Consider the following 24,510-nt stretch of genomic DNA (forward strand, 5'->3'; position numbering starts at 1 on the left):
GGTCCTAGTCTCCCATGAGCGCGGTGCGCATTGCGGCCAGCACCTCGGCCTCGCGCTCGACGGCGACCCCGGGGTCTCCCCCGACGAAGACGCGCACTTGCAGCAGGGCCTGGTGCAGAAGCATCGCGAGACCGTCGTGCGCCTCCCCTCCCGCGCGCTCCCACGCCCGCGCGAGCGGGGTCGGCCAGCCCCCGTAGACGACGTCGACGAGCGGACCCGAGACGGATGCCAGATCGTCGGCGACGCGGCCGAGGTCGGTGCCCCCGGGCAAAGCCGCGATGGTGGCGTCGACGGGTGCCAGGAGCGGTTGGTCCAGGGCGGCGACCTGGATCGCCACGCCCAGGTCGTCGCCGAGAGCGGCGATCGGCGCGGCGGCCTCGGGACGGCGGGCGCGCACCTCGACGGTCCGGGCACCGGCGCGGGCTGCCGCGACGACCGCGGAGGTCGCGGTGGCCCCCGCGCCGAGCACGCGGATGGCGTGGGGCTCCCGCACCCCGAACTCGTCGAGAGCACGCGCGAGGCCGCCCACGTCGGTGTTGAAGCCGCGGGGTCCGTCCTCGCTCAGCAGGAAGGTGTTGACGGCGCCGGTGAGGCGCGCATCGTCGTCGAGCGAGATCGCGTCGCGCGCGGCGGCGTGCTTGAGCGGCATGGTGAGCGAGAGGCCGCGCCAGTCGGGATCCAGACTCCTCCAGGCACTGTCGAAGCCCGCCTCGTCGACCTGCCTGCGCCCGTACTCCCAATCGAGCTCGAGGACGCCGTACGCGGCCGCGTGCAGCCGGGGCGACCGCGAGTGCGCGATCGGGTCGCCCCAGACGGCGAGGCGGCGTGGGGCGGTCAGCATCCGCCGTTCGGGTTCTCGCGGCACCACTGCTGGAACTGCGCGACCGCCTTCTCCTGATCGGCGTAGGTGGTCGAGAACACCGTCTCGCCCGTCGACAGGTTCACGGTCGTGAAGTAGTACCAGGGTCCGTCGACCGGATGCATCGCGGCATCGATCGCGAGGTCTCCGGCGTTGGCGATCGGTCCGACCGGCAGCCCGGGGTACTTGTACGTGTTGTACGGGTTGTCGCCGTTCAGGGCGTTCGCGCTCGACGACGACGATCCGGCGTCGAGTTCGTTCGCGCCGTACTGCGCGGTGGAGTCCATCTGCAGCAGACCGTGCGTCTCGGTGTTGTCGGGCTGCAAGCGATTCTCGATCACGCGCGAGACCTTGTAGAAGTCTTCGCTGCTGCGCGCCTCGCGCTCGATGATCGAGGCGATCGTCAGGATGCGCTCCCGGTCCTCGGGTGCGACACCAGCCTTGTCGAGCGACTCGATCGTGCGCTTGACCATGCGGTCGATGACCTGCTGGGCGGTGACGCCGTCGTCGAAGTCGTAGGTGGCGGGGAAGATCCAGCCTTCGAGGGTCGGAGCCGTCACCCCGTACGTCGAGGGCGTCGCCACCGCCGCATCGAGGTCGGCGCGCGGGATGCTCGTCTGCTCGGAGATGATGTCGAGCGACTGCTTCAGGGTCAGGCCCTCGCGCAGCTGCACGGAGTTGTCGAGCCTGTTCGCCGGATCCTTCAGGGCGGCCAGCACCGCCTCCGAGGTCATCTGCTGCTGCAGTTTGTAGACGCCGGGCTGGAACGTGAAACCGACGGCGTTGTCGACCATGTACTTGTAGAGCGAGTTGGAGGCCTTCGTCACCCCCGCCTCGAAGAGCTTGGGCGAGACGGACTCCCCCGTGTCGCCCGCCACGATCGTCACGCGGGCCTCGCCGGTGGCTTGGCCCGCCTCGTACTCGAGCGACTCCCCGTTGCCGAGGAACGCCTGCACGCGGTCACCGTAGGTGTTCCACAGCGCGATACCGCCGCCGGCGACACCACCGACGAGGATCAGCACGATCGCCAGGGCGATCCAGCGACCGACGGACCGGCGCCGCTTCGGGGGATTCTGCGGCGCCCACCCGATCTGCTGCGTGGTGGTCTCGCCGGTGAACAGGTCTTCGAGGGAGCCGGATGCCGCGCCCGTGCCGGACGCTGCGGAGGCGGCCGCGCCGGCGCCGGCAACGACGAGGACGGGCTCGCGATGGCGCGACGGCTCCGTGCGGCGGGCGTTCGCTCCGGAGCGCGGGGCTTCGGCGGGGCGCGGAGTCTCGGCGGAGCGCGGGGCGTCGGGTCGGCGGGCTGCGGCTTGCCACGCGGCGGACTGCGTGTCGCGGGCCGGCTGTGCGTCGGCGGGGGTTCCGGCTACGGCGGGGGCGCCCGTGCGACGGGGGCCGCGAACGGTGTCGCCGCCGCGGCGCGGACCGGGAGCGTCCTCGGATCGGCGGGCCGCGGGAGTCGAGCGCTCGGACGGGATCGAGGAGGCGGCGGGTCGGGGCGACGACGAAGGCTCGATCCGGCGCGCAGCCTGCTGCTCATCGGCCGCGCGGGGGGCCGGCGCGGGCGCCGATGCGGCCGGGAGGGATTCGGTCGGGCGAGGCGCCTTGGCAGACGGGGTGGGGTTCTCGTCCGCTGGGCGAGCGGCCTGCTCCGACCCGATGATCGGGGTCGCTTCCGTCGCGGCCCGGCGGGCCTCTCGAGCTGCTCGGCGCGACGGAGGCGCGGCATCCGGCTGCGGTGCGGACTCCCGCGGACTGCGGGCGCCGGTGCGGGGGTCGGGCAGGCGACCGTAAAGATCCGCGAACGGATCGTTCTCGGGGGGCTGGTTCTCGGGCATGTCAGGCGGGCTCCTGTCCCGGTGTGACGGTGGGTCCGGCCGGCTCGCCAGACTGTCGCTCCACGTCGAGCGCCTGCTGCAGAAGGACCACAGCGGCGACTTGGTCCACAATGCTACGAGAATCCCGCTGGGAACGCCCTGCTTCTCTCAACACGCCGTGCGCCGAGACCGTACTCAGCCGTTCGTCGACCAGCCGCACGGGCATGGGGAGCGCCTCCGCCAGAGCAGCCGCGAACGTCCGGGCGTCGGTGGTCGATGCCGTGTCCTCCCCGCGCAGGTTGAGGGGCAGCCCGACCAGGATCTCGAAGGCCTCGTACTCCGCCGCGAGAGCCGCGATCCGGCGGAGCGGCTCCCCCTTGCGGGGTACGGTCTCGACCGGAACGGCCAGCACCCCGTCCGGATCCGACCGTGCCACGCCCACGCGGGCACGCCCGACGTCGATACCGAACCGGATGCCGCGCCGGAACGCCGTCACGCGGTGGTCGCCCGCACGTCCGCGACGATGCCGTCGAGCGCCTGCGGCAGAGCCGTGGCATCCGTCCCGCCACCCTGGGCGACATCGGGACGTCCGCCGCCGCCGCCGCCGAGCACGCCCGCGGCGTTCTTCGCCAGGGCACCGGCGGCGAGACCCCGCTCGCGCGCGGCGTCGTTGGTGACGACGACGACCGTCGCACGGCCACCCGCGACGCTCGCGAGAGCGACGACCGCCGGGTCGGTGCCCAGGCGGTCGCGCACCTGCAGGGCGAGCGAGCGCACGTCGTCGGCCGACGCGCCCTCGCCCAGGCTCTGCGCGACGACGCGCACGGTACCGACGGCGACGGCCGATTCGACCAGCTGCGGCAGGCGACCGGTCAGGGCCTGCGCCTCGAAGGCCGCGATCTTCTTCTCGGCGGCCTTGAGGTTGGCGGCCAGCTCCGCGATGCGCGTGGGCAGCTGCTCGCGCGGGGTCTTCAGGCTCGAGCTGAGCTGCGAGACGATCGCGCGCTCCGCTGCCAGGTCGCGGAAGGCGTCGAGGCCGACCAGGGCCTCCACGCGGCGGTTCGAGGCGCCGACCGACTGCTCGCCGACGAGGTTGACCAGGCCGATCTCCGCGCTGCGGGCGACGTGGGTGCCACCGCACAGCTCGCGCGACCAGGGGCCGCCGATGTCGACCATGCGCACGGTGTCGCCGTACTTCTCGCCGAACAGCGCCATGGCGCCGGCGGCCTTCGCCTCGTCGAGCGACATCACGCGCGTGGTGACCTCGAGGTTGTCGCGGACGGCGTTGTTGGCGATGTCCTCGATCTCGGTGCGGGTCTCGGGCGACAGCGCCGAGCCCCAGCTGAAGTCGAAGCGCATGTAGCCGGCGCGGTTGAGTGAACCGGTCTGCGTCGCCGTCTTGCCGAGCGTGTCGCGGATCGCCGCGTGCACGAGGTGCGTGGCGGTGTGCGCCTGCTGGGCGGCGTGGCGGTTCAGCGCGTCGACGACCGTCGTCGCGGGGGCGCCGACCGACACCTCGCCCGAGGTGACCTCGACGGTGTGGCTGACCAGGCCCGGAACGGGGCGCTGCACGTCGAGCACCTCGAGCTCGTAGCCCGGGCCGACGATGACGCCCTTGTCGGCGACCTGTCCGCCCGACTCCGCGTACAGGGCGGTCTCGGCGAGGATGACCTCGGCGATCTGGCCCTCCGACGCGCGGTCGGTGCCCTGGCCCTGCACGAGGATGCCGAGGATCTTCGATTCCGTCTGCATCTCGGTGTAGCCGGTGAACACCGTCTCACCGAGCGCGCGGAACTCGCGGTACGCGCTCTGGTCGGCGATCGCCCCCTTGCGGGCGCGGGCGTCGGCCTTGGCGCGCGTGCGCTGCTCGAGCATGAGCGTGTCGAAGGCGGCGCGGTCGACCGACAGCCCGGCCTCTTCGGCGATCTCGAGGGTGAGGTCGATCGGGAAGCCGTAGGTGTCGTGCAGCAGGAACGCCTCGGAGCCCGACAGGGTGGTGCCGCCGCCGTTCTTGGCCTCGACGACCGACTGGTCGAGGATCGCGGACCCGGCCGCGAGCGTGCGGAGGAACGTCTGCTCCTCGGCGATCGCGTAGGCCGAGAGGCGCGCGTAGTCGGCCTCGACCTCGGGGTAGGACTCCTTCATCGCGTCGCGCGAGGCGGCGAACAGCTCGGGGAAGGTCGCGCCTTCGACGCCCAGCAGACGCATCGAGCGGATCGCGCGGCGCATGATGCGGCGGAGGATGTAGCCGCGGCCTTCGTTCGAGGGGGTCACGCCGTCGGCGAGCAGCATGAGCGAGGAGCGCACGTGGTCGGCGACGATGCGCAGCCGCACGTCGTCGTCGTGCGACTCCTGGCCGTACGACTTGCCGGCGAGCTTCGCGGCCAGGTCGAGCACGGGGCGCACCTGGTCGGTCTCGTACATGTTGTCGACGCCCTGCTTGATGAACGCGATGCGCTCCAGGCCCATGCCGGTGTCGATGTTCTTGGCGGGGAGTTCGCCGACGATGTCGAAGTCGTACTTCGAGCGCACGTTTGTGATCTCGTACTGCATGAACACGAGGTTCCAGATCTCGACGTAGCGGTCGTCGTCGGTCGCGGGACCGCCGTCGATGCCGTACGCGGGGCCGCGGTCGAAGAAGATCTCCGAGCAGGGGCCGGCGGGGCCCGGCAGGCCGGTCGACCAGTAGTTCGTGTCCTTGCCGAGGCGCTGGATGCGCTCGTCGGGCAGAGCGCTGAGCTTCAGCCAGAGGTCGCGCGCCTCGTCGTCCTCTTCGTAGACGGTGACCCACAGGTCCTTCGGGTCGAAGGCGAGTCCGCCCTCCGACTCGGGCGCGGTGAGCAGCTCCCACGCGAAGCGGATCGCGTCTTCCTTGAAGTAGTCGCCGAACGACCAGTTGCCGAGCATCTGGAAGAAGGTGCCGTGACGCGGGGTCTTGCCGACTTCTTCGATGTCGTTGGTGCGGATGCACTTCTGCACGTCGGCCGCGCGCGGGTACGGCGGCGGGACGACACCGCTGAGGTACGGGATGAAGGGCACCATGCCCGCCACGGTGAACAGCAGGGCCGGGTCGTCGGTGACGAGCGAGGCCGAGGGGACGATCGTGTGGTTCTTCTTCTCGAAGAAGTCGAGGAAGCGCTGGGCGATCTCGGCGGTTTTCATGGCGGGTCTTTCCGTACGCATGCGGATCCGCCCCACGTGCCGGGGGCGGGAGGCCGGAGGGGGTCAGTCGGAGGAGGAAACGGCCTTCTTGGCCGCGGCGGCGGCGGATTCCACCGCGTCGCCGGTCTTGTCGACAGCTGAGGAGGCGACGCCCTTGGCGTCGTCGATGATCTCGGAGAGACGGTTCTCCTGCTGGTGGTAGGCGTCGCTCATGTGGTCGGTGAACTCACCGATGCGCGAGTCGAGCTGCGCGAGCAGCTCCTGACCGCGGGGGTCCTTGTTGACGAGATGGGCGGCGACGAAACCGCCGGCGATACCCAGCGCGAACCAGACGAGGCTTTTCACGATCACCACTTCTTCCTCGATACGACGCCGCGATCACGGCATTCCCCATCGTAGGCGAGGGGCCCCGCGCTACGCACAAGGCAGACCTGTGTATGCCGCGTCTCCGGCGTCCATCCCGCCGACGGCCCCCATCGCGCACCCGCGCCGGCACCGTCCGGGACAGCCGCATCGACTCCCCCGCGGCCGGTTGCCGCGTATGGTCGGCGGCTCGGCGGAGATGCGCCGTCTCGGGCACACGAATCCACGGCGTGCGCGTTCAGTTGCCGCGTATGGTCGGTGGCTCGGCGAAGATGCGCCATTTCGGGCACACGAATCCACGCCGTGCGCGTTCGATTGCCGCGTATGGTCGGCGGCTCGGCGGTCGGCGGCTCGGCGGAGATGCGCCATCTCGGGCACACGAATCAACGCCGTGCGCGTTCGGTTGCCGCCTATGGTGGACGGCTCGGCGGAGCATGCGCCATCTCGGGCAGATGACTTCACGGCGTGCGCATTCGATCGCCGCAAACGGTCATCGGGGCCGGGCAAGACCCGCCGTCTGGGGCAAACGAATCCAGCGCGAGCAGAGCGCGCCCCGGGACGGCGAAGGGCCGCGCGAGAGCGCGACCCGAAAAAGGCGAAGGGCCGCGCGAGAGCACGACCCGAAAACGGCGAAGGGCCGCGCGAGAGCGCGACCCGAAAAAGGCGAAGGGCCGCGCGAGAGCACGCCCCGAAAACGGCGAAGGGCGCCGGGAGAACCCGACGCCCTTCGTGTGCTCGCTGCGATCAGCGGGCGGCGTAGTACTCGACGACGAGCTGCACGTCACACGTGACGGGCACCTCGGCGCGCTTGGGGCGACGCACGAGCTTCGCCTGCAGCGTGGAGAGGTCGACCTCGAGGTAGCCCGGAACGGGGGGCAGCACTTCGGCGTGCCCACCGGCGGCGGCGACCTGGAAGGGCTCGAGGCCCTCGCTCTTGGTCTTGACGTGGATCAGCTGACCCGGCTTCACGCGGAACGACGGGCGGTCCACGAGCTGGCCGTCGACCATGATGTGGCGGTGCACGACGAGCTGGCGAGCCTGCGCGGTGGTGCGGGCGAAGCCCGAACGCACGACAAGGGCGTCCAGACGCATCTCGAGCAGCTCGACCAGGTTCTCACCGGTCAGGCCGTCGGTGCGGCGGGCCTCGTTGAACGCGATGCGAAGCTGCTTCTCGCGGATGCCGTACTGCTCGCGCAGACGCTGCTTCTCACGGAGACGGACGGCGTAGTCGCTGTCGGCCTTGCGCTTGGTGCGGCCGTGCTCGCCGGGAGCGTAGGGACGCTTCTCGAGGTAGCGGGCGGCCTTGGGGGTGAGTGCGACGCCGAGGGCGCGCGACAGACGCACCTTGCGGCGGTCCTGAGACTTCGTGGTCACGAAGTTCTCCTTCCGATGACGTGGCCGCGCCTTTCACGGCTCACGGGCGTATCGCCCCCTTCCGCCCGATCCGAAGCGCACGCCGGGGCGCACCGGAAGGTGATCACAGGAAGGAGGGGATGCCCGAAAACCCTGTTTCGAGCCGATTCATGCTATCAGAGCGGGCCGGGCGCATTCCGGATGCCGTGTCACCGACCCTCGAGGATGCGACGGATCTTCTCGAGGCGTGCCGAGACGTCGCGTTCGGCACCGTGACTGGTGGGTTCGTAGTACCGCTTGCCGACGAGCTCGTCGGGCAGGTACTGCTGCGTGACGATGCCGATGTCGCTGTCGTGCGCGTACTTGTAGCCCTTGCCGTGTCCGAGGCGTCTGGCCCCGGGATAGTGCGCGTCGCGCAGGTGCATCGGCACGCGACCGAAGCCGCCGGCGCGCACGTCGGCGATCGCGGCGTTGATGGCGTTGTAGGCGGCGTTCGACTTTGCGGTCGTGGCCAGGTACACCGTGGCCTCGGCGAGCGGGATCCGCCCCTCGGGCATGCCGATGAACGCCACCGCGTCGGCCGCGGCCACCGCGATCTGCAGGGCCTGCGGGTCGGCCATGCCGATGTCCTCGGCGGCCGAGATGACCAGGCGCCGCGCGATGAAGCGGGGGTCCTCCCCCGCCTCGATCATGCGCGCGAGGTAGTGGATCGCGGCATCCGGATCCGACCCCCGCACCGACTTGATGAAGGCACTGATGACGTCGTAGTGCTCGTCTCCCTGCCGGTCGTAGCGCAGCAGGGCGCGGTCGACGGCCTGGGCGATGTGGTCGGCGGTGATGACGGGCAGTTCGTCGCCCTCGCCCGTGAACGGGCCGGGGTCCTGTTCGTCGTCGTCTTCGTCTTCGTCGTCGTCATCGTCGCGGGCCGCAGGAGCCGGGGCCCCCGCGTCGTCACCCGCGACCGAAGCCGCGGCCTCGAGGGCGGTGAGAGCGCGTCGCGCGTCACCCGAGGCTAGACGCACCAGGGCCGCCCGGGCGTCGTCGTCGAGCACCACCCGACCGGCCAGACCACGCGGGTCGGTCACGGCCCGGTCGACGAGAGCACCGAGGTCGTCGTCGCCGAGCGGGCGGAGGGTGAGGAGAAGAGAGCGCGAAAGCAAGGGAGAGATGACCGAGAACGACGGGTTCTCGGTGGTGGCGGCGATCAACACGACCCAGCCGTTCTCGACACCCGGCAGCAGGGCGTCCTGCTGCGCCTTGGTGAAGCGGTGGATCTCGTCGAGGAAGAGGATGGTCGACTGGCCGTACAGATCTCGCTGCGTCAGCGCTTCTTGCATGACCTCGCGCACGTCTTTGACACCCGCCGTGATGGCGGAGAGCTCGACGAAACGCCGCCCGGACGACCGGGCGATCGCCTGCGCCAGCGTGGTCTTGCCGGTGCCGGGCGGACCCCACAGGATGACCGAGGCGGCCGAGACGGATGCCGAGGAGTCGGTCGTCGCGAGAGTGACCAGCGGCGACCCGGGGCGCAGCAGATGTCCTTGGCCGGCCACCTCGTCGAGGCTCACCGGCCGCATGCGCACCGCCAGCGGCGTCTGGCCTTGGAAGAGCGCGGAGGAAGGGGTCACGTGTCCAGGCTAACCGGGGCCTCCGACACGGGGACCTCCCGTGCCCCCGCCGCGATCCGAGACACCCCGACCGCTGTTTGTAGGATCGAGGGGCCCGGACGGGCGGAGGAGGTCGATGTGGCGGCGCGTGGGAAAGACCGGCGGACCCGAGAGCAGCGCGAGCGTGCGCGCGCCTACCAGGCTCGACTCGAGCTCCACGACCGTCAGGGACGCCGCCGCACCCGTGACAACCTCGTCGGCCTGATCGTCGGGCTCCTCGTGATCGCCGGGGCGATCGCCCTGCAGACGGCGTACTTCGTGACCGGCCCCGGAGCGCCGACCCCCGAACCGTCGTCGACGGTCAGCCCCGAGACCCCCGTCCCGACCGAGATCCCGGCCCCGCTTCCCTCGGAGTCGACCGCACCCTGAGCGATCCTCCCGCGCCGCCGGATCGGCGGCGTGGCGGGGCGGGAACGACGATCCTGTGTCGGAGCGGTCGCGCGTACTAGGCTCGGAGGGTCCTTCTCCCCCAGGCGGTTCTGCCGCGATGAGGTGCTACCCGTGACTTCCGCTCCCACTCCCGAGACCTCCGACCCGCGCGACGACGCGAGCACCGCCGAGGTCGATCCCACCGCCACGACCCCGGTCGAGGCGGAAACCGACGCTCCCGACGCCGTTCCAGCCGAGGACCCCTCCGCTCCCGACGCCGACGCCTCGTCCGACGACCCGTCGCTCGACGAGCAGTCGACGGATGCCGCTGACCCCGCGCCCCCCGCCGCGCCCACCGCTGAGGAGCCCGCTGCCGAAGAGCTCGCTGCCGATGCGCCGGCTGCCGAAGCGTCGGCCGAAGACGAAGAGGCCGCCACGTCTGAGGGCGACGCCGCTCCCGCCGAGCAGTCCGTCGCCGCGCAGCCCGCCGCCCCGCGTCCCGGCGTGCGACTGCCCGGACCCCCTCCCGGCAAGACCGCGTCCACCTCGGCCACCCAGCCCTGGGGCCGCGTCGACGACGAGGGAACCGTCTCGGTCCGCGAGGGCGACGACTGGCGCGTCGTGGGTCAGTACCCCGACGGCACGCCGGCCGAGGCGCTGGCCTACTTCCAGCGCAAGTTCTCGGACCTGGCCGGTGAGGTCACGCTGATCGAGACGCGCCACCGTCGCGGAGGCGCGTCGGCGTCGGATCTGCGTTCGACGGCGAAGACCCTTCGCGGCAAGCTCGAGGGTGCGGCCGCGGTGGGCGACCTCGCCGCTCTCATCGCCCGCGTCGACGCCCTCACCGCAGAGCTCGCCGAAGCGAGTGAGACCGAGGCCGTCGCCGCCAAGCAGGCCACTGAAGAGGCCGTGCGCGAGCGCACCGCGATCGTCGAAGAGGCCGAGGCCCTCGCCGCCCGCGACCCGCAGACGGTCCAGTGGAAGCAGATGACCGCCGACATGACGGCGCTGTTCGACCGGTGGCAGGCCCACCAGCAGAACGGTCCCCGCCTGTCGAAGTCGACCGCGCAGCAGCTGTGGCGCCGCTTCCGCGACGCGCGCGCCACAGTCGATCGTCATCGCCGCGAGTTCTTCTCGTCGCTCGACGAGACCCACAAGGCGGCCCGCGAGGCCAAGACGCGTCTCGTCGAGCGCGCCGAGGCCCTCGCCCCGCGTGGCGAAGACGGGATCGGGGCGTACCGCGACCTCCTCGACGCGTGGAAGGCCTCGGGCCGCGCCGGCCGCAAGGTCGATGACGCGCTGTGGGCTCGGTTCAAGGCCGCCGGCGACGCGCTCTACGGAGCCCGCATCGAGCGCGAGTCCGCCGACGCCGAGGCCTCGAAGGAGAAGATCGAGCAGAAGCGCGCCCTCCTCGAGCAGGCCGCGCCGATCGTCGACGAGAAGAACCTCGCCACGGCCCGTCAGAAGCTGACCGCCATCCAGCGTCAGTGGGACGAGATCGGACGCATCTTCCCGCGCGACAAGGAGCGCGTCCTCGACGACGAGCTCCGCAAGATCGAGCAGAGCGTGCGCACCCGCGAAGACGCCGACTGGAAGCGCAACGACCCCGAGCAGAAGGCCCGCGCCAACGACATGACGCGTCAGCTCACCGACGCGATCGACAAGCTCGAGGCCGAGCTGGCCGAGGCCGAGTCGCGCGGCGACAAGCGTGCCGCCGCGCAGGCGTCGGAGGCGCTCGAAGCGCGTCGCACCTGGCTGCGCGCCCTCGGCGGCTGATCGGGTTCTCCACAGTTCGACGGTTCGACCGTCACGGGCGACACCGCTCCGTCACACTGACGGGATGGTGTCGCCCTTTCTGTTCTTCCCCGGGGAGCGTCTCGCGTTGACCGAGCTCAGCGCGGCGTGCCTCGACGGCCTGCTGGTGCCGCTCGGCGAGGGTTTCATGCCGGCCGACGCGGTCGAGACGGTCTGGATGCGGGCACGGAGCCTGTCTCCTCTGCTCGGCGAACGGTGGGCCGGGGTGCGGCTGACGGCGGCGTGGGTGCACGGCGGCACGGCGACCGAGCCGAGACGGCATCACCTCCAGCGGGTGGGGCCGACGCGGACGCGCGCGCGTGACGCGACCCGGGCGGTGTTCCACGACGTGAGACTCCCGGCCGCCGACACGACCCTCGTGGCGGGCGTTCACCTCAGCACACCGGGGCGAACGCTCGCCGACCTCGCGCGTTCCGACGACGAGGATGAGCGTGCCGCGGCGATCGAGTGGGCGGCATCCGATGTCGAATCGCGACACGAGGCCCAGGCATGGCTGGCCCGGCACCCGACGTTCCCGTACGGGAGGAGGGGCGCAGCGCTCCTGGCCGACGTCGCGGCGCAGAGGTGATCCGTCCCCCGTGCTACGACGAGGTGACGCGGTACACGTCGTAGACCGCGTCGATGCGCCGCACGGCGTTGAGCACACGGTCGAGGTGCACGGTGTCGCCCATCTCGAACACGAACTTGCTGAGCGCGAGGCGATCGTTCGTGGTCGACACGGTCGCCGAGAGGATGTTCACGTGGTGCTCACTCAGCACGCGCGTGACGTCGCTCAACAGCCCCGAGCGGTCGAGGGCCTCGACCTGGATCTGCACCAGGAAGACGCTCTTCGTCGTCGGCGCCCACTCGACGTCGATCAGACGATCGGGCTCCTCCTTCAGCGACTTCACATTCGTGCAGTCGCCGCGGTGGACCGACACCCCGCTGCCGCGCGTAACGAAACCGACGATCTCGTCGCCCGGAACGGGGGTGCAGCACTTGGCGAGCTTGACGAGGATGTCGGGGGCTCCACGCACGAGGACGCCGGAGTCGCCGCCACGCGGAGCACGGGTGCGGCCGACGGGGATGTCGATGGGGCCGGTGCTGGTCTCTTCGACGTTGACGAGAGCGGTGACCTTCTCGATCACCGATTGCGTGGAGACGTGCCCCTCGCCGACCGCGGCGTAGAGCGCGGAGACGTCCTCGTAGTGGAAGAGTCGGGCGACCTCGGTGAACGAATCCTGGTTCATGAGGCGCTGCAGGGGCAGGTTCTGCCGACGCATGGCGCGGGCGATCGAGTCCTTGCCCTGCTCGATGGCCTCTTCGCGGCGTTCCTTCGTGAACCAGCCGCGGATCTTGTTGCGCGCGCGGGTGCTCTTGACGAAACCGAGCCAGTCCTGGCTGGGGCCGGCATCGGGGTTCTTCGAGGTGAACACCTCGACGACGTCGCCGCTCTGGAGGGTCGACTCGAGCGGCACCAGGCGGCCGTTGACCTTGGCGCCCATCGTGCGGTGACCGATCTCGGTGTGCACGGCGTACGCGAAGTCGACCGGGGTCGCGCCGGTGGGAAGGCCCACCACGCGTCCCTTCGGGGTGAAGACGTAGACCTCTTTCGCGCCGATCTCGAAGCGGAGCGAGTCGAGGAACTCCCCCGGGTCGGCGGTCTCGGCCTGCCAGTCGGAGATGTGAGCGATCCACGCCATGTCGGCGTCGACGGCCTTGGCGTCGGCCTTCCCGCCCGCCATCCGCTCTTTGTACTTCCAGTGCGCGGCGACGCCGAACTCCGCCTGCTGGTGCATCTCGTGCGTGCGGATCTGGATCTCGACCGTGCGCCCGCCGGGGCCGATCACCGTGGTGTGCAGCGACTGGTACAGGTTGAACTTGGGCGTGGCGATGTAGTCCTTGAAACGGCCAGGCAGCGGTGTCCACCGCGCGTGGATCGCACCGAGCACGGCGTAGCAATCGCGCACGGTGCCGACCAGGATTCGGATGCCGATGAGGTCGTAGATGTCGTCGAACTCGCGACCGCGGACCACCATCTTCTGGTACACGGAGTACAGCTGCTTGGGTCGGCCCATCACCCGGCCGCGAACGCGGAGTTCGCGTAGGTCCGCGTCGACGGCGTCGATGACGTTCTGCACGTACTGCTCGCGCTGGGGCGTGCGCTGCTTGACCAGGCTGTCGATCTCGGCGTAGAGCTTGGGGTGCATCACCGCGAACGACAGGTCCTCGAGTTCGCTCTTGATCGCCTGGATGCCGAGGCGATGCGCGAGCGGAGCGTAGATCTCGAGGGTTTCCGTGGCCTTCTTCGCGGCCTTGTGCGGCGGCACGAATCCCCAGGTGCGCGCGTTGTGCAGTCGGTCGGCGAGCTTGATGAGCAGCACGCGGATGTCTTTCGACATCGCCACGATCATCTTGCGGACCGTCTCGGCCTGCGCGCTGTCGCCGTACTTGACCTTGTCGAGCTTGGTGACGCCGTCGACGAGCATCGCGACCTCGTCGCCGAAGTCGGCGGCGAGCTCGTCGAGCGGATAGCCCGTGTCTTCGACGGTGTCGTGCAGCAGCGCGGCGGCGATCGCCTTGGGGCCGAGGCCGAGCTCGGCCAGGATCTGCGCGACCGCCAGGGGGTGCGTGATGTACGGCTCGCCGCTCTGCCGCTTCTGCCCGTCGTGCGCCTTGTCGGCCACGGCGTAGGCGCGCTCGATGATCGCGAGGTCGCCCTTGGGGTGATGCGTGCGGACCGTGCGGAGCAGCTTGTCGACGTCGTCACGACGGGCCGCGCGCGAGAAGATTCGCGGAACCAGCCGTCGCAGAGAGGACGGCGGCGGCGCGGAGGAAGCGGTCTCGGTCATCGCTACCCCTTCCTTACGGCCAGTAGATCGATTCTATGCCTCGCGGCGGGGGTCCCAGGTGCGGGCCCGAGGGGCGGGAGCCCCGGCCGTCAGGCCGGGACGCCCGCCTTCTCACGGGCCGACACGACGCGGGCGTCGCGCAGAGCGATCGGCTTCTCCTTCTCGCGCAGCAGCGCGTACATCGGCACGGCGACGAACAGCGTCGAGTACGCGGCGACGATCGTGCCGACGAAGATCGACAGCGAGATATCGCTGAGCGTGCGCGCACCGAGCGGCACACCGATGAAGAGGATCGCGCCCACCGGCAGGATGGCGACCACCGTGGTGTTGATCGAGCGGATCAGCGTCTGGTTGGCGGCGAGGTTCACCGACTCCGAGAACGTGCGTCCGGAGATCTCGCCGTCCTCTCTGGTGTTCTCCCTCACCTTGTCGAAGACGACCGTCGTGTCGTACAGCGCGTAGGACAGGATCGTGAGGAAGCCGATGACGGCAGCCGGCGAGATCTCGAATCCGAAGACGGCGTAGACGCCGATCGTGATGACGAGGACGTCGACGAGGCCGATGATCGCGGCGACCGACATCTTCCAGGTGCGGAAGTACAGCGCGAGGATGAGGAACGTCAACGCGAGGAAGATCGACAGACCCCAGAGCGACTGGCGCGTGACGTCGTTGCCCCAGGTCGGTCCGATGAACGAGTTGGTGATCTCGGATGCCGGCACCTTGTAGGCGGTCGCGAGGGCTGCGGAGACGGCCTGCGTCTGGTCGTTGTCCAACTGGTCGGTCTGCACGCGGACCGACTGGTCGCTGATCGTGGTGACGCGGGTCGTCGCGTCCGGAACCACCGACGTCACGGCCTGCGTCGCAAGGCCCTGATCGAACGTCGACGGGTTCGAGACCGTGAACTGCGAGCCGCCCGTGAACTCGATCGAGAACTGCACGGGGCGGATGAACGGCACGAGGGCCGCACCGATGACCAGAACCGCGGCGATGATGAACCAGAGGCGCCGACGCTGCACGAACGGGAAGGACGTCTTCCCCGAGTAGAGGTCGTTACCGAGCTGCGACATGGAGCGCATCAGTCGTCTCCCTCCTTCGTGGAGCGGCTATCGCCGCGGCTGGCGGCGGCCAGCTCGGCCTGCTTGCGTTCGGCGATCGTCTGTCGACGCTGCGCCTCGCCGCGCGACTTCTTCACCCGGCCCGCCTCGACCACGGGGGCGCGGAACTGCGCGCGTCCGCGGTAGACGGCGCCGAGCGCGTTCGGGTCCATGCCCGACAGGGGGTGACCCGAGCCGAAGAAACGCGTGCGAGCGAGCAGCTGCATCACCGGGTGGGTGAACAGGATGAAGATGAGGATGTCGATGGCCGTCGTGAGACCCAGGGTGAACGCGAAGCCCTTCACCGTGGCATCCGCGAGGATGTACAGCACCACCGCCGCGAGGATGTTGATCGACTTCGAGATGTAGATCGTGCGCTTGGCGCGCGACCATCCGTCTTCGACGGCTGCCGTGATCGACTTGCCGTCACGCAGTTCGTCTCGTATTCGCTCGAAGTAGACGATGAAGGAGTCCGCCGTGAAGCCGATGGTGACGATCAGGCCGGCCACACCCGCGAGCGAGAGTCGGAAGCCGGCACGCCACGCGAGGATGCACAGGGCGAGATAGGTCAGGACGGCCATCACGCCGAGCGAAGCGATGATCACCGTGCCGAGCGCTCGATAGACGATCAGCGAGTAGATCGCCACCAGCCCGAGGCCGATGAGACCGGCGATGAAACCGACCTGCAGCTGCTGCGAGCCGAGCGTCGCCGACACGGTGTCGGAGCTGACCACCTGGAAGCTGAGCGGCAGCGCGCCGTACTTCAGCTGGTCGGCGAGGGCCTTGGACGACTCCTGCGTGAACGATCCCGTGATGCTGGGGCGACCGTCGACGATGATGCCGTTCATCGACGGCGCCGACAGGACGGACCCGTCGAGCACGAACGCGAACTGGTTCAGCGGCGGCTGTGCACCGTAGAGGCGCTGGCTGATCTCGGCGAACTTCTGCGTGCCCTGGTCGTTGAAGACGAGGTTGACCGCCCACTGCCCGGTGTTCTGCTCCTGGCCGTTGGTGGCGTTCGAGATGTCGGTGCCGTCGAGCTCGACGGGGCCGAGGATGTACTTCTGCCCGTCGTTCGTCCCGCACGTGATCATCGGCTGGTCGGCCGGGGCCTGCGCCGGGTTGCTCGGCGGGTTCGCGCAGTCGTACGCGAGGAACTGCGCCTGCAGGGCCGGGGTGATGTACGCCGGGTCGCTCGCGTTGGTGGGCGATGCGGTGGGCGTCGACGGCAGGTTCGGGTCGGGTGTCGGGTAGGGCGTGGTCACGCCGTCCTGACCCACGAACGTGGTCGCCGGCGAACCGGTGAACAGCACCGGGCGCAGCTGCAGCTGAGCCGAGGACTGAATGCGCTGTCGCGTGGCATCGTCTGCCTGGCCGGGGATCTGCACGACGATGTTGCGGCCACCCTCGGTGGCCACGTCGGCTTCACCCACGCCCGACGCGTCGACGCGCTGGCGGATGATCGTGACGGCCTGCGCCAGCTGTTCGCTGTCGGGCGCGGCGCCGTCGGTGGTCTGGGCTTGCAGGATGATCTGCGTGCCGCCCTGGAGGTCGAGCGCGAGCTCGGGGGTCCAGGAGCTGGCATTGAACACGTACACGCCCAGCGCGTTGATGCCGAAGAGCACGCCGGTGATGGCGAGCAATCCGGTCAAAACGCGCCAGGCGTGACGGACGGGAGTCGAGGGCGCCACGGAGTCGGCTTTCTGTGCGGCGGTGAACGAAAAGGCGGGAGGGGGCGATCAGACCGCGGGGCGGTCCTTGTCGTCACGCTCGGCGTCGGCGGCGTGCTGGCGGGCGGCACGCTGGTCGTCGCTGATCGAGGTGATGTCACCGTCGGCGACGCCGGCGATGTACTCGGCCTCGGTCTCTTCGGCTTCGATGTACTCGTCTTCGGTCACGGTGCCGGCAGCCGAGTCGACGATACGGAGGATGGCCTGGCTGTGCACCTTGATGACGACGCCGGGAGCGATCTCGACGTGCGCGGGCTTGTCGAGGTCTTCACCGTCGTACTCGACGATCGTGCCGTAGAGGCCGCCCTGCAGCAGCACCTCGGCACCGGGGACCGTCTCGCGGGCCTTCTGCTCGAGCTCGGCCTTCTGCTTCTTCATGCGACGGCGGGAGCTCAGGAACATGAAGACGAGCAGGCCCGCGAACAGAATGAGCAGGAGGAAACTGGAGTCCATGGAGGCGGTGCACCTTTCAGATCAGGCGCGCCGTGCGGCACTGCCTAGCGTGGGTCGGGGAATCCCTCGCCGAGTATAGGTCATGACCCCTGGCTGAACCGGAGCATGCCGTCCGGGTGAGGGGCTCCGAGGTGGTCGTAGGCCTCCGGAGTCGCCACGCGTCCGCGGGGAGTGCGGCCCATGAATCCGATCCGCACGAGGTAGGGCTCGACGACCGATTCGATGGTCTCGGGCTCTTCTCCCACGGCCACGGCGAGGGTGCTGAGCCCCACCGGTCCCCCGCGGAAGCGGCGGACGAGGGCGTCGAGGACGGCTCGGTCGAGGCGGTCGAGCCCGATGGCATCCACGTCGTAGAGATCGAGCGCGGCGCCCACCGTCCGCACGTCGGCGTGGCCCTCGTCGGTGCCGGTCGACGGACCGTTCACGACGAGATAGTCCCGGACACGCCGGAGCAGACGGTTCGCGATACGGGGCGTTCCCCGGGAGCGCCGGGCGATCTCGGAGCGCGCCGTGCCCGGGAGGCCGACATCGAGCATGGATGCCGAGCGTGAGACCACCCTCTCGAGCTCTTCAGGCTCGTAGTACTCGAGGTGCGCGGTGAAACCGAAGCGGTCGCGCAGGGGGTTCGGCAGGAGGCCCGCGCGTGTCGTGGCTCCCACCAGGGTGAAGGGGGCCAGGTCGAGGGGGATGCTGGTCGCTCCCGCGCCCTTGCCGACCATGATGTCGATGCGGAAGTCCTCCATCGCGAGATACAGCATCTCTTCGGCCGAGCGTGCCATGCGGTGGATCTCGTCGATGAAGAGCACCTCCCCCGGCGTGAGCGACGACAGCAGGGCCGCGAGGTCGCCCGCGTGCTGGATCGCCGGCCCGCTCGACAAGCGCAGCGGCCGCCCGCTCTCGTGCGCGACGATCATCGCGAGGGTGGTCTTGCCGAGCCCGGGAGGGCCGGAGAGCAGGATGTGGTCGGGAGAGCGCTGCTGGATGCGCGCGGCGTCGAGCAGGAGCTGCAGCTGGCCGCGAACCTTCTGCTGACCGACGAACTCGGCGAGGGAGGTGGGGCGCAGGGCCCCTTCGATCGCGAGTTCGACCTCGTCGTCGGGGGTCCCGGCGTCTCGGACGTCAGCCACTCACGCTCTCCTTGCGGGCCGGGCCCAGCAGGGCGAGCGTGAGTCGGAGCAACGACTGGACCGAGGCGCGGTCGGCCTCGGAGGCGGATTCGGCGACGGATGCCACGGCCTCGGCCGCCGTCCGTTCCGTCCAGCCCAGGCCCACGAGGGCCTGCGTGACCTGCAGGGGCACCTGGCCGTGCGCCGAGGCGGTGGCGGGAGCCGCGGAGGGCGCGACCTGGAGCTTGCCGGCGAGCTGCACCACGATGAGCTTGGCCGTCTTGGGGCCGATGCCGGAGACGCGTCGGAACGGGGCGTCGTCGTCGTCGGCCACGGCCTGGGCGATCTGCGGCACCGTGAGCGACGACAGCACCCCGAGTGCGGACTTCGGACCGACGCCGGTCACGCTGATCAGCTGGATGAAGACGGTCAGCTCTTCGCGAGCCTCGAAGCCGTAGAGCGATAGGGCGTCCTCGCGCACGATGAGGTTCGTGTGCAGGTGGATGTCGTCGCCGACGTGCACCGTGCGCGCGAGCTGGGCGGTGACCGCGACGGAGAAGCCGACTCCCCCGACCACGATGACCAGCGAGTCGTCGGCGACGTGAGCCGCCGTGCCGTGAAGCGAGGAGATCATCCGGCCAGCCTACGCGCCTGTTCGTACATGTGTTCGAGCGACACGCTTCGGCGGGGTCCGCTTCTTCTCGGCATCCCTCCAGGCCTTCTGAGCGGGGGTCAGCGCGTCATGGGCCGAGGCGGCGGCTGCTCCCCCGCGCCAGGCGTGACAGAGGGCGATCGCGAGAGCGTCGGCGGCATCCGCCGGCTGGGGAAGCGCGTCGAGGCGCAGCACGCGGGCGACCATCGTCTGCACCTGCAGCTTGTCGGCGGAGCCGTACCCGGTGATCGCGGCCTTGACCTCGCTGGGGGTGTGCGTCGCGGCCGTCAATCCGTGCTCGGCCGCCAGCAGCAGCGCGATGCCGCTGGCCTGGGCCGTGCCCATCACCGAGTGGAGGTTGTTCTGCGCGAAGACGCGCTCGACGGCGACCACATGCGGCTGATGGGTGACCAGCACGTCGCGGATGCCGGCGGCGATCGCCGCGAGACGCTTCTCGATCGGATCGGTGGGTGCGGAACGGGCGACGCCCACGTGCACGAGCGAGGCCGTGCGGTTCGGCGAGACGTCGACGACACCGAGGCCGCATCGGGTCAGGCCGGGGTCGATGCCGAGGACGCGGAGGGAACGAGACACGGCCCCCACGCTAAGCGCAGGGGCCGTGTCGAGATCGAGGGCGCGCCCTTACTCGTCGTTCTCGAGCTCGGCCTGCACCTCGGCGCTCATGTCGAAGTTGGTGTAGACGTTCTGCACGTCGTCGCTGTCTTCGAGGGCGTCGATGAGGCGGAACACCTTGCGAGCGGTGTCGGCGTCGACCTCGACCTTGAGCGAGGGCACGAACTCGACGTCGGCCGAGTCGTACTCGATGCCGGCATCCTGCAGGGCGGAGCGCACCGACACCAGGTCGGAGGCCTCGGTGATGACGCCGAAGCCGTCGCCGTGCGGCTCGACCTCTTCGGCGCCCGCCTCGAGGACGGCGAGCATGACGTCGTCTTCGGTGGTGCCCTCGGAGGGGACGACGATGACGCCCTTGCGGCTGAAGTTGTAGGCGACGCTGCCCGGGTCGGCGAGGGTGCCGCCGTTACGGCTGAGAGCGGTGCGCACCTCGGCCGCGGCGCGGTTCTTGTTGTCGGTCAGACACTCGATGAGGAAGGCGACGCCGTTGGGGCCGTATCCCTCGTACATGATCGACGAGTACTCGACGGCTTCGCCGCCGATACCGGCACCGCGCTTGATCGCGCGATCGATGTTGTCTTTGGGGACCGAGGTCTTCTTCGCCTTGAGGACGGCGTCGAAGAGGGTGGGGTTGCCCTGGAGGTCGGCTCCACCGAGCTTCGCCGCGACCTCGATGTTCTTGATGAGCTTGGCCCACGACTTGGCGCGACGGGAGTCGATGACCGCCTTCTTGTGCTTGGTCGTGGCCCATTTGGAGTGTCCGGACATAGCTTCCAGTCTAGAGCGCGGGCACGCTCATCCCGCGTCTGCTCGTGACGTGGTCCAGGAACCGCTCGTGGAAGCGCGTCTCCCCCGTCGATTCGGGGTGGAATGCGGTGCCCATCAGCACGCCCTGCTCGATCGCCACGACGCGCCCATCGGGGAGGGATGCCAGGGGCTCGGCATCCGGTCCCCATTCGACGACCGCGGGCGCCCGGATGAATGCTGCGTGCATCGGCGGCTCGCCCAGGACGGGCACGTCGAGCTCGGTCTCGAACGACGCGGTCTGGCTGCCGAAGGCGTTGCGCGCGACGCGCGCGTCGATGCCGCCGAACGTCTGCTGGCCCGTGATCGCGCCGTCGATGCGGTCGGCGAGCAGGATGAGCCCCGCGCACGTGCCGTACATGGGCATGCCGTCGGCGATCGCCGCGCGGATCGGGTCGAACAGACCGAAGGCGCGGGCGAGCTTGTCAATCACGCTCGACTCGCCGCCGGGGAGGACCAGGCCCTCCACGGCGGCGAGCTCGTCGGGTCGACGCACGGGCTGCGCGTCGGCGCCGAGCCCGCGCAGCACGGCGAGGTGCTCGCGCACGTCGCCCTGCAGCGCGAGCACTCCGACGCGAGGGGTGTTACCAACCACGCTCGGCCAGGCGGTGCGGGGCGGGGAGGTCGGCGACGTTGATGCCGACCATCGCCTCGCCGAGTCCGCGCGACGCCTCGGCCACGACCTTGGGGTCGTCGTGGAAGGTCGTCGCCTTCACGATGGCCGCTGCGCGCTGTGCGGGGTTGCCCGACTTGAAGATGCCGGAGCCCACGAACACGCCGTCGGCGCCGAGCTGCATCATCATGGCGGCGTCGGCCGGAGTGGCCACTCCCCCGGCGGTGAAGAGCACGACGGGCAGCTCGCCGGTCTCGGCGACCTCGGCGACGAGGTCGTAGGGCGCCTGCAGCTCCTTCGCCGCGACGTAGAGCTCGTCCTTGGTCTTGGCGCGCAGGGCGTTGATCTCGCTGCGGATCGTGCGGATGTGCTTGGTCGCCTCCGACACGTCGCCCGTGCCGGCCTCGCCCTTGGAACGGATCATCGCCGCGCCCTCGGTGATGCGACGCAGGGCCTCGCCGAGGTTGGTCGCCCCGCAGACGAAGGGGATGGTGAAGTTCCACTTGTCGATGTGGTTGACGTAGTCGGCGGGCGAGAGCACCTCGGACTCGTCGATGTAGTCGACGCCGAGCTCCTGCAGGATCTGCGCCTCGACGAAGTGGCCGATGCGGGCCTTCGCCATGACGGGGATCGAGACCGAGGCGATGATGTCGTCGATCAGGTCGGGGTCGCTCATGCGCGCGACGCCGCCCTGGGCGCGGATGTCGGCGGGCACGCGCTCGAGCGCCATGACGGCGACGGCGCCGGCGTCTTCGGCGATGCGCGCCTGCTCGGCGGTGACGACGTCCATGATCACGCCGCCCTTGAGCATCTCGGCGAGACCGCGCTTGACGCGGGAGGTTCCGGTGTCGGTCATGTCCACTCCGTTCCGCGCCGTGCGGCGCGTGCTTCCGCGCTTCGGGGCGCGATCATTGGCTTAGGCCAAACCGTAGCACGGCTCAGGACATAGGCTGTTCGTGACCCAGGGGGGCCTATGACCATCGACATCACCGGGCGTTCGGCATCGGCCATCGCCGCTGATCTGCGCGAGCGCATCGAGCGCGGCGAGCTCCCTCCAGGCACGCTGCTGCCCTCCGTGCGCGCCGTCGCCGGCGACCTCGGCGTCAACCGCAACACCGTCGTCGCCGCCTACCGGCAACTCGCCCAGGCCGGATTAGTCGAGGCTCGCGGCCGAAGCGGCACGCGCGTTGCGGACCGCACGGCCGTCGCGCAGGAGGGGTACGCGCCCGACACGGTGCTGCGCGACGTGGGCACCGGCAACCCCGACCCCGCACTCATCCCCGACCCGACGGCCGCCCTGGCGCGCTCAGCCCGACCGGTCCTCTACGGCGAGCCGGTTATCGACCCGGGCCTGGAGGCGTGGGCCCGCGGCTGGATGTCCGACCACCTCCCCCACGACGACCTGCTGATCACCGTGACGAGCGGCGCGAGCGATGCGATCGAGCGCCTGCTCGCCCAGGCCCTGCAGCGCGACGACGCCGTGGCGCTCGAAGACCCGTGCTTCCTCTCGGCCCTGCACACGGTCCGCACCGGCGGGTACCGTGCGGTTCCGGTGGCGGTGGATGCCGAGGGCATGACCGTCGACGGGCTGCGCGCGGCCCTGGACGCCGGCGTTCGCGCGGTGATCTGCACGCCCCGCGCGCACAACCCCACGGGGGCCAGTCTCAGCGCCGAACGCGCCGCGGCGCTGCGCGACGTCCTCGCGGAGCACCCCTACGTCCTCGTGATCGAGGACGACCACTTCTCCCTGCTGTCCCGCGCTCCCCTGCACTCCGTCATCGGGCCCGCGCAGCGCCGATGGGCGCGTATCCGCTCGATGTCGAAGTTCCTCGGACCCGACACGTGCCTCGCCGTCACGGCATCCGATCCCGACACCGCCGACGGCCTCGCCGTACGCCTCACGCCCGGCACCACCTGGGTGAGCCACATCCTGCAGCGCATGACCCTCGCCCTCGTCACCGACGACGCCGTGCGCGCCGGAATCGAGGCGGCCGCCGAGCATTACGCCGCGCGCAACGCGGCGTTCGCGGCCGCCCTCACCGAGCGGGGGCTACCGGTGTCCCCGGGCGACGGTCTCAACCTGTGGGTGCCGCTGCCGGTTCCGGCCGCGGTGGTGCGTGAAGAGCTCATGCGCCGCGGATGGCTGGTGCGCGAGGGGGATCCGTTCTTCCTCTCCCCCGACCCGGCCGGCGCGTTCCTGCGCTTGACCGTCCACGACCTCGACGAGACCTCGGCCGAAGCCCTTGCCGACGACCTCGCGCGTGCCGCGGGCGTGCTTCGCGGATCAGGAGGAAGTGGGAGGATCGACGCATGAAGGTTCTCTCGATCCAGTCGGCCGTCGCGTTCGGACACGTCGGCAACTCCGCCGCCGTCTTCCCCCTGCAGCGCATCGGCGTCGAGGTGCTACCGGTGTACACCGTGAACTTCTCCAACCACACCGGCTACGGCGCGTGGCGCGGTCCGCTCATCGCCCCCGATGACGTCGCCGCCGTGATCCAGGGCATCGAAGACCGCGGCGTCTTCCCCGAAATCGACGTGGTGCTTTCGGGATACCAGGGCGGCGAGGGCATCGCCGACGTCATCATCGACGCGGTCGCGCGGGTGAAGAAGGCGAACCCGGATGCCGTGTACGCCTGCGACCCCGTCATGGGCAACGCCAAATCGGGGTGCTTCGTGGCGCCCGCGATCCCGGTGCTGCTGCGCGAGCGCGTCGTGCCGGTCGCCGACATCCTGACCCCGAATCAGTTCGAGCTCGGCTTCCTCACCGACACCGAGCCCGGCAGCATCGACTCGACGCTCGAGTCCGCCGACATGCTGCGCGCCCGCGGCCCGCGGACGGTGCTCGTCACGAGCGTTGAGCGCCCCGACCGCGCGCCCGACACCATCGAGATGATGGTCGTCGACGATGCCGGGGCGTGGATCGTGCAGACGCCCCTGATCCCCATGAAGGCGAACGGCTCGGGGGACGTCACGGCGGCGCTGTTCACGGCGCACTACCGCCGCACCGGCGACGCAGCCGATGCGCTCGCGCGCACGGCATCCAGCGTCTTCGACCTGCTCTCGAACACGTTCGAGGCCGGCTCGCGCGAACTCCGACTCGTGGAATCGCAGGAGGCGTACGCGCACCCGCGCCTGCAGTTCGCCGTCCGTCAGGTGCGTTGAGCCGAGGCGCGAGCGCCGGACCTC

Annotated in this window: 22 protein-coding genes; 5 read left to right on the forward strand and 17 right to left on the reverse strand. The window is 70.2% G+C overall.

The genetic code is table 11. From position 1 onward, the window contains the following. Nucleotides 1-4: 4 nt before the first annotated feature. The 7 genes from BLS25_RS07190 to BLS25_RS07220 form a co-directional block, all read right to left on the reverse strand. Entirely contained in the window at nucleotides 5-841 is an 837-nt protein-coding gene (locus BLS25_RS07190; protein ID WP_074694937.1) for a shikimate dehydrogenase, read from the reverse strand. Further along, entirely contained in the window at nucleotides 835-2,700 is a 1,866-nt protein-coding gene (gene mltG / locus BLS25_RS07195; protein ID WP_074694938.1) for an endolytic transglycosylase MltG, read from the reverse strand. Before mltG ends, BLS25_RS07190 begins: the two co-directional genes overlap by 7 nt. A 1-nt stretch (nucleotide 2,701) precedes the next feature. Continuing rightward, nucleotides 2,702-3,175 (reverse strand): Holliday junction resolvase RuvX, encoded by a 474-nt coding sequence (gene ruvX / locus BLS25_RS07200; protein ID WP_056231693.1) that lies wholly within the window; start codon nucleotides 3,173-3,175, stop codon nucleotides 2,702-2,704. Next, nucleotides 3,172-5,841 (reverse strand): alanine--tRNA ligase, encoded by a 2,670-nt coding sequence (gene alaS, locus BLS25_RS07205; RefSeq protein WP_074694939.1) that lies wholly within the window; start codon nucleotides 5,839-5,841, stop codon nucleotides 3,172-3,174. The genes ruvX and alaS overlap by 4 nt, the downstream gene beginning before the upstream one ends. A gap of 63 nt (nucleotides 5,842-5,904) precedes the next feature. Further along, entirely contained in the window at nucleotides 5,905-6,192 is a 288-nt protein-coding gene (locus BLS25_RS07210) for an ATPase (RefSeq protein ID WP_074695157.1), read from the reverse strand. 756 nt (nucleotides 6,193-6,948) lie between these two features. Further along, a complete protein-coding gene (rpsD, locus tag BLS25_RS07215; RefSeq protein WP_056231683.1) occupies nucleotides 6,949-7,578 on the reverse strand; it encodes a 30S ribosomal protein S4 in 630 nt (209 codons plus the stop codon). Nucleotides 7,579-7,766: 188 nt separating this feature from the next. Further along, on the reverse strand, nucleotides 7,767-9,185 hold the full coding sequence (locus BLS25_RS07220; protein WP_143017850.1) for a replication-associated recombination protein A: 1,419 nt from the start codon (nucleotides 9,183-9,185) through the stop codon (nucleotides 7,767-7,769). 117 nt (nucleotides 9,186-9,302) lie between these two features. Between BLS25_RS07220 and BLS25_RS07225 the strand changes: the two genes are divergently transcribed. From BLS25_RS07225 to BLS25_RS07235, 3 genes are all read left to right on the forward strand, one after another. Then, entirely contained in the window at nucleotides 9,303-9,593 is a 291-nt protein-coding gene (locus tag BLS25_RS07225) for a dioxygenase (RefSeq protein WP_074694940.1), read from the forward strand. Nucleotides 9,594-9,725: 132 nt separating this feature from the next. After that, nucleotides 9,726-11,369, forward strand: a complete 1,644-nt coding sequence (locus BLS25_RS07230) for a DUF349 domain-containing protein (protein ID WP_081349730.1) — start codon at nucleotides 9,726-9,728, stop codon at nucleotides 11,367-11,369. Nucleotides 11,370-11,433: 64 nt separating this feature from the next. After that, nucleotides 11,434-11,976 carry a type IV toxin-antitoxin system AbiEi family antitoxin gene (locus tag BLS25_RS07235; RefSeq protein WP_074694941.1) on the forward strand — a complete coding sequence of 181 codons (543 nt, stop codon included), beginning with the start codon at nucleotides 11,434-11,436 and terminating at the stop codon, nucleotides 11,974-11,976. A 13-nt stretch (nucleotides 11,977-11,989) separates the two neighbouring features. On the opposite strand, the gene BLS25_RS07240 is transcribed toward BLS25_RS07235, so the two are convergent. The 10 genes from BLS25_RS07240 to pdxS form a co-directional block, all read right to left on the reverse strand. Beyond that, the gene (locus tag BLS25_RS07240; protein WP_074694942.1) at nucleotides 11,990-14,239 is read right to left on the reverse strand and encodes a RelA/SpoT family protein; all 2,250 of its coding nucleotides are present in this window, start codon (nucleotides 14,237-14,239) and stop codon (nucleotides 11,990-11,992) included. A gap of 89 nt (nucleotides 14,240-14,328) precedes the next feature. Further along, a complete protein-coding gene (gene secF / locus BLS25_RS07245) occupies nucleotides 14,329-15,315 on the reverse strand; it encodes a protein translocase subunit SecF (RefSeq protein WP_056231669.1) in 987 nt (328 codons plus the stop codon). After that, nucleotides 15,315-17,024 (reverse strand): protein translocase subunit SecD, encoded by a 1,710-nt coding sequence (gene secD / locus BLS25_RS07250; RefSeq protein WP_074694943.1) that lies wholly within the window; start codon nucleotides 17,022-17,024, stop codon nucleotides 15,315-15,317. Before secD ends, secF begins: the two co-directional genes overlap by 1 nt. Nucleotides 17,025-17,072: 48 nt before the next feature. Next, nucleotides 17,073-17,516, reverse strand: coding sequence for a preprotein translocase subunit YajC (locus tag BLS25_RS07255; protein WP_056231662.1), 444 nt, complete (start codon nucleotides 17,514-17,516; stop codon nucleotides 17,073-17,075). An 80-nt stretch (nucleotides 17,517-17,596) separates the two neighbouring features. Then, nucleotides 17,597-18,643: a Holliday junction branch migration DNA helicase RuvB gene (gene ruvB / locus BLS25_RS07260; RefSeq protein ID WP_056231660.1), complete on the reverse strand. Its 1,047-nt coding sequence runs from the start codon at nucleotides 18,641-18,643 to the stop codon at nucleotides 17,597-17,599. Continuing rightward, complete coding sequence (gene ruvA / locus BLS25_RS07265) at nucleotides 18,636-19,256, reverse strand: Holliday junction branch migration protein RuvA (protein ID WP_074694944.1); 621 nt, start codon at nucleotides 19,254-19,256, stop codon at nucleotides 18,636-18,638. Before ruvA ends, ruvB begins: the two co-directional genes overlap by 8 nt. A 9-nt stretch (nucleotides 19,257-19,265) precedes the next feature. Continuing rightward, the gene (gene ruvC, locus BLS25_RS07270; RefSeq protein WP_074695160.1) at nucleotides 19,266-19,868 is read right to left on the reverse strand and encodes a crossover junction endodeoxyribonuclease RuvC; all 603 of its coding nucleotides are present in this window, start codon (nucleotides 19,866-19,868) and stop codon (nucleotides 19,266-19,268) included. Between the two features lie 48 nt (nucleotides 19,869-19,916). Next, nucleotides 19,917-20,675 carry a YebC/PmpR family DNA-binding transcriptional regulator gene (locus tag BLS25_RS07275; RefSeq protein WP_056231653.1) on the reverse strand — a complete coding sequence of 253 codons (759 nt, stop codon included), beginning with the start codon at nucleotides 20,673-20,675 and terminating at the stop codon, nucleotides 19,917-19,919. Between the two features lie 10 nt (nucleotides 20,676-20,685). Next, a complete protein-coding gene (gene pdxT / locus BLS25_RS07280; protein WP_074694945.1) occupies nucleotides 20,686-21,306 on the reverse strand; it encodes a pyridoxal 5'-phosphate synthase glutaminase subunit PdxT in 621 nt (206 codons plus the stop codon). Further along, nucleotides 21,296-22,180, reverse strand: a complete 885-nt coding sequence (gene pdxS / locus BLS25_RS07285; protein WP_074694946.1) for a pyridoxal 5'-phosphate synthase lyase subunit PdxS — start codon at nucleotides 22,178-22,180, stop codon at nucleotides 21,296-21,298. Before pdxS ends, pdxT begins: the two co-directional genes overlap by 11 nt. A 117-nt stretch (nucleotides 22,181-22,297) precedes the next feature. On the opposite strand from pdxS, the gene BLS25_RS07290 reads away from it, so the two are divergent. Together BLS25_RS07290 and pdxY are read left to right on the forward strand one after the other, a co-directional pair. After that, entirely contained in the window at nucleotides 22,298-23,638 is a 1,341-nt protein-coding gene (locus BLS25_RS07290) for an aminotransferase class I/II-fold pyridoxal phosphate-dependent enzyme (RefSeq protein ID WP_074694947.1), read from the forward strand. Beyond that, nucleotides 23,635-24,486 (forward strand): pyridoxal kinase PdxY, encoded by an 852-nt coding sequence (gene pdxY, locus BLS25_RS07295; RefSeq protein ID WP_056231639.1) that lies wholly within the window; start codon nucleotides 23,635-23,637, stop codon nucleotides 24,484-24,486. The genes BLS25_RS07290 and pdxY overlap by 4 nt, the downstream gene beginning before the upstream one ends. Nucleotides 24,487-24,510: the final 24 nt, after the last annotated feature.

Source organism: Microbacterium testaceum StLB037 (genome assembly GCF_900104345.1).
GTDB classification, from domain to species: Bacteria; Actinomycetota; Actinomycetes; order Actinomycetales; family Microbacteriaceae; genus Microbacterium; species Microbacterium testaceum_A.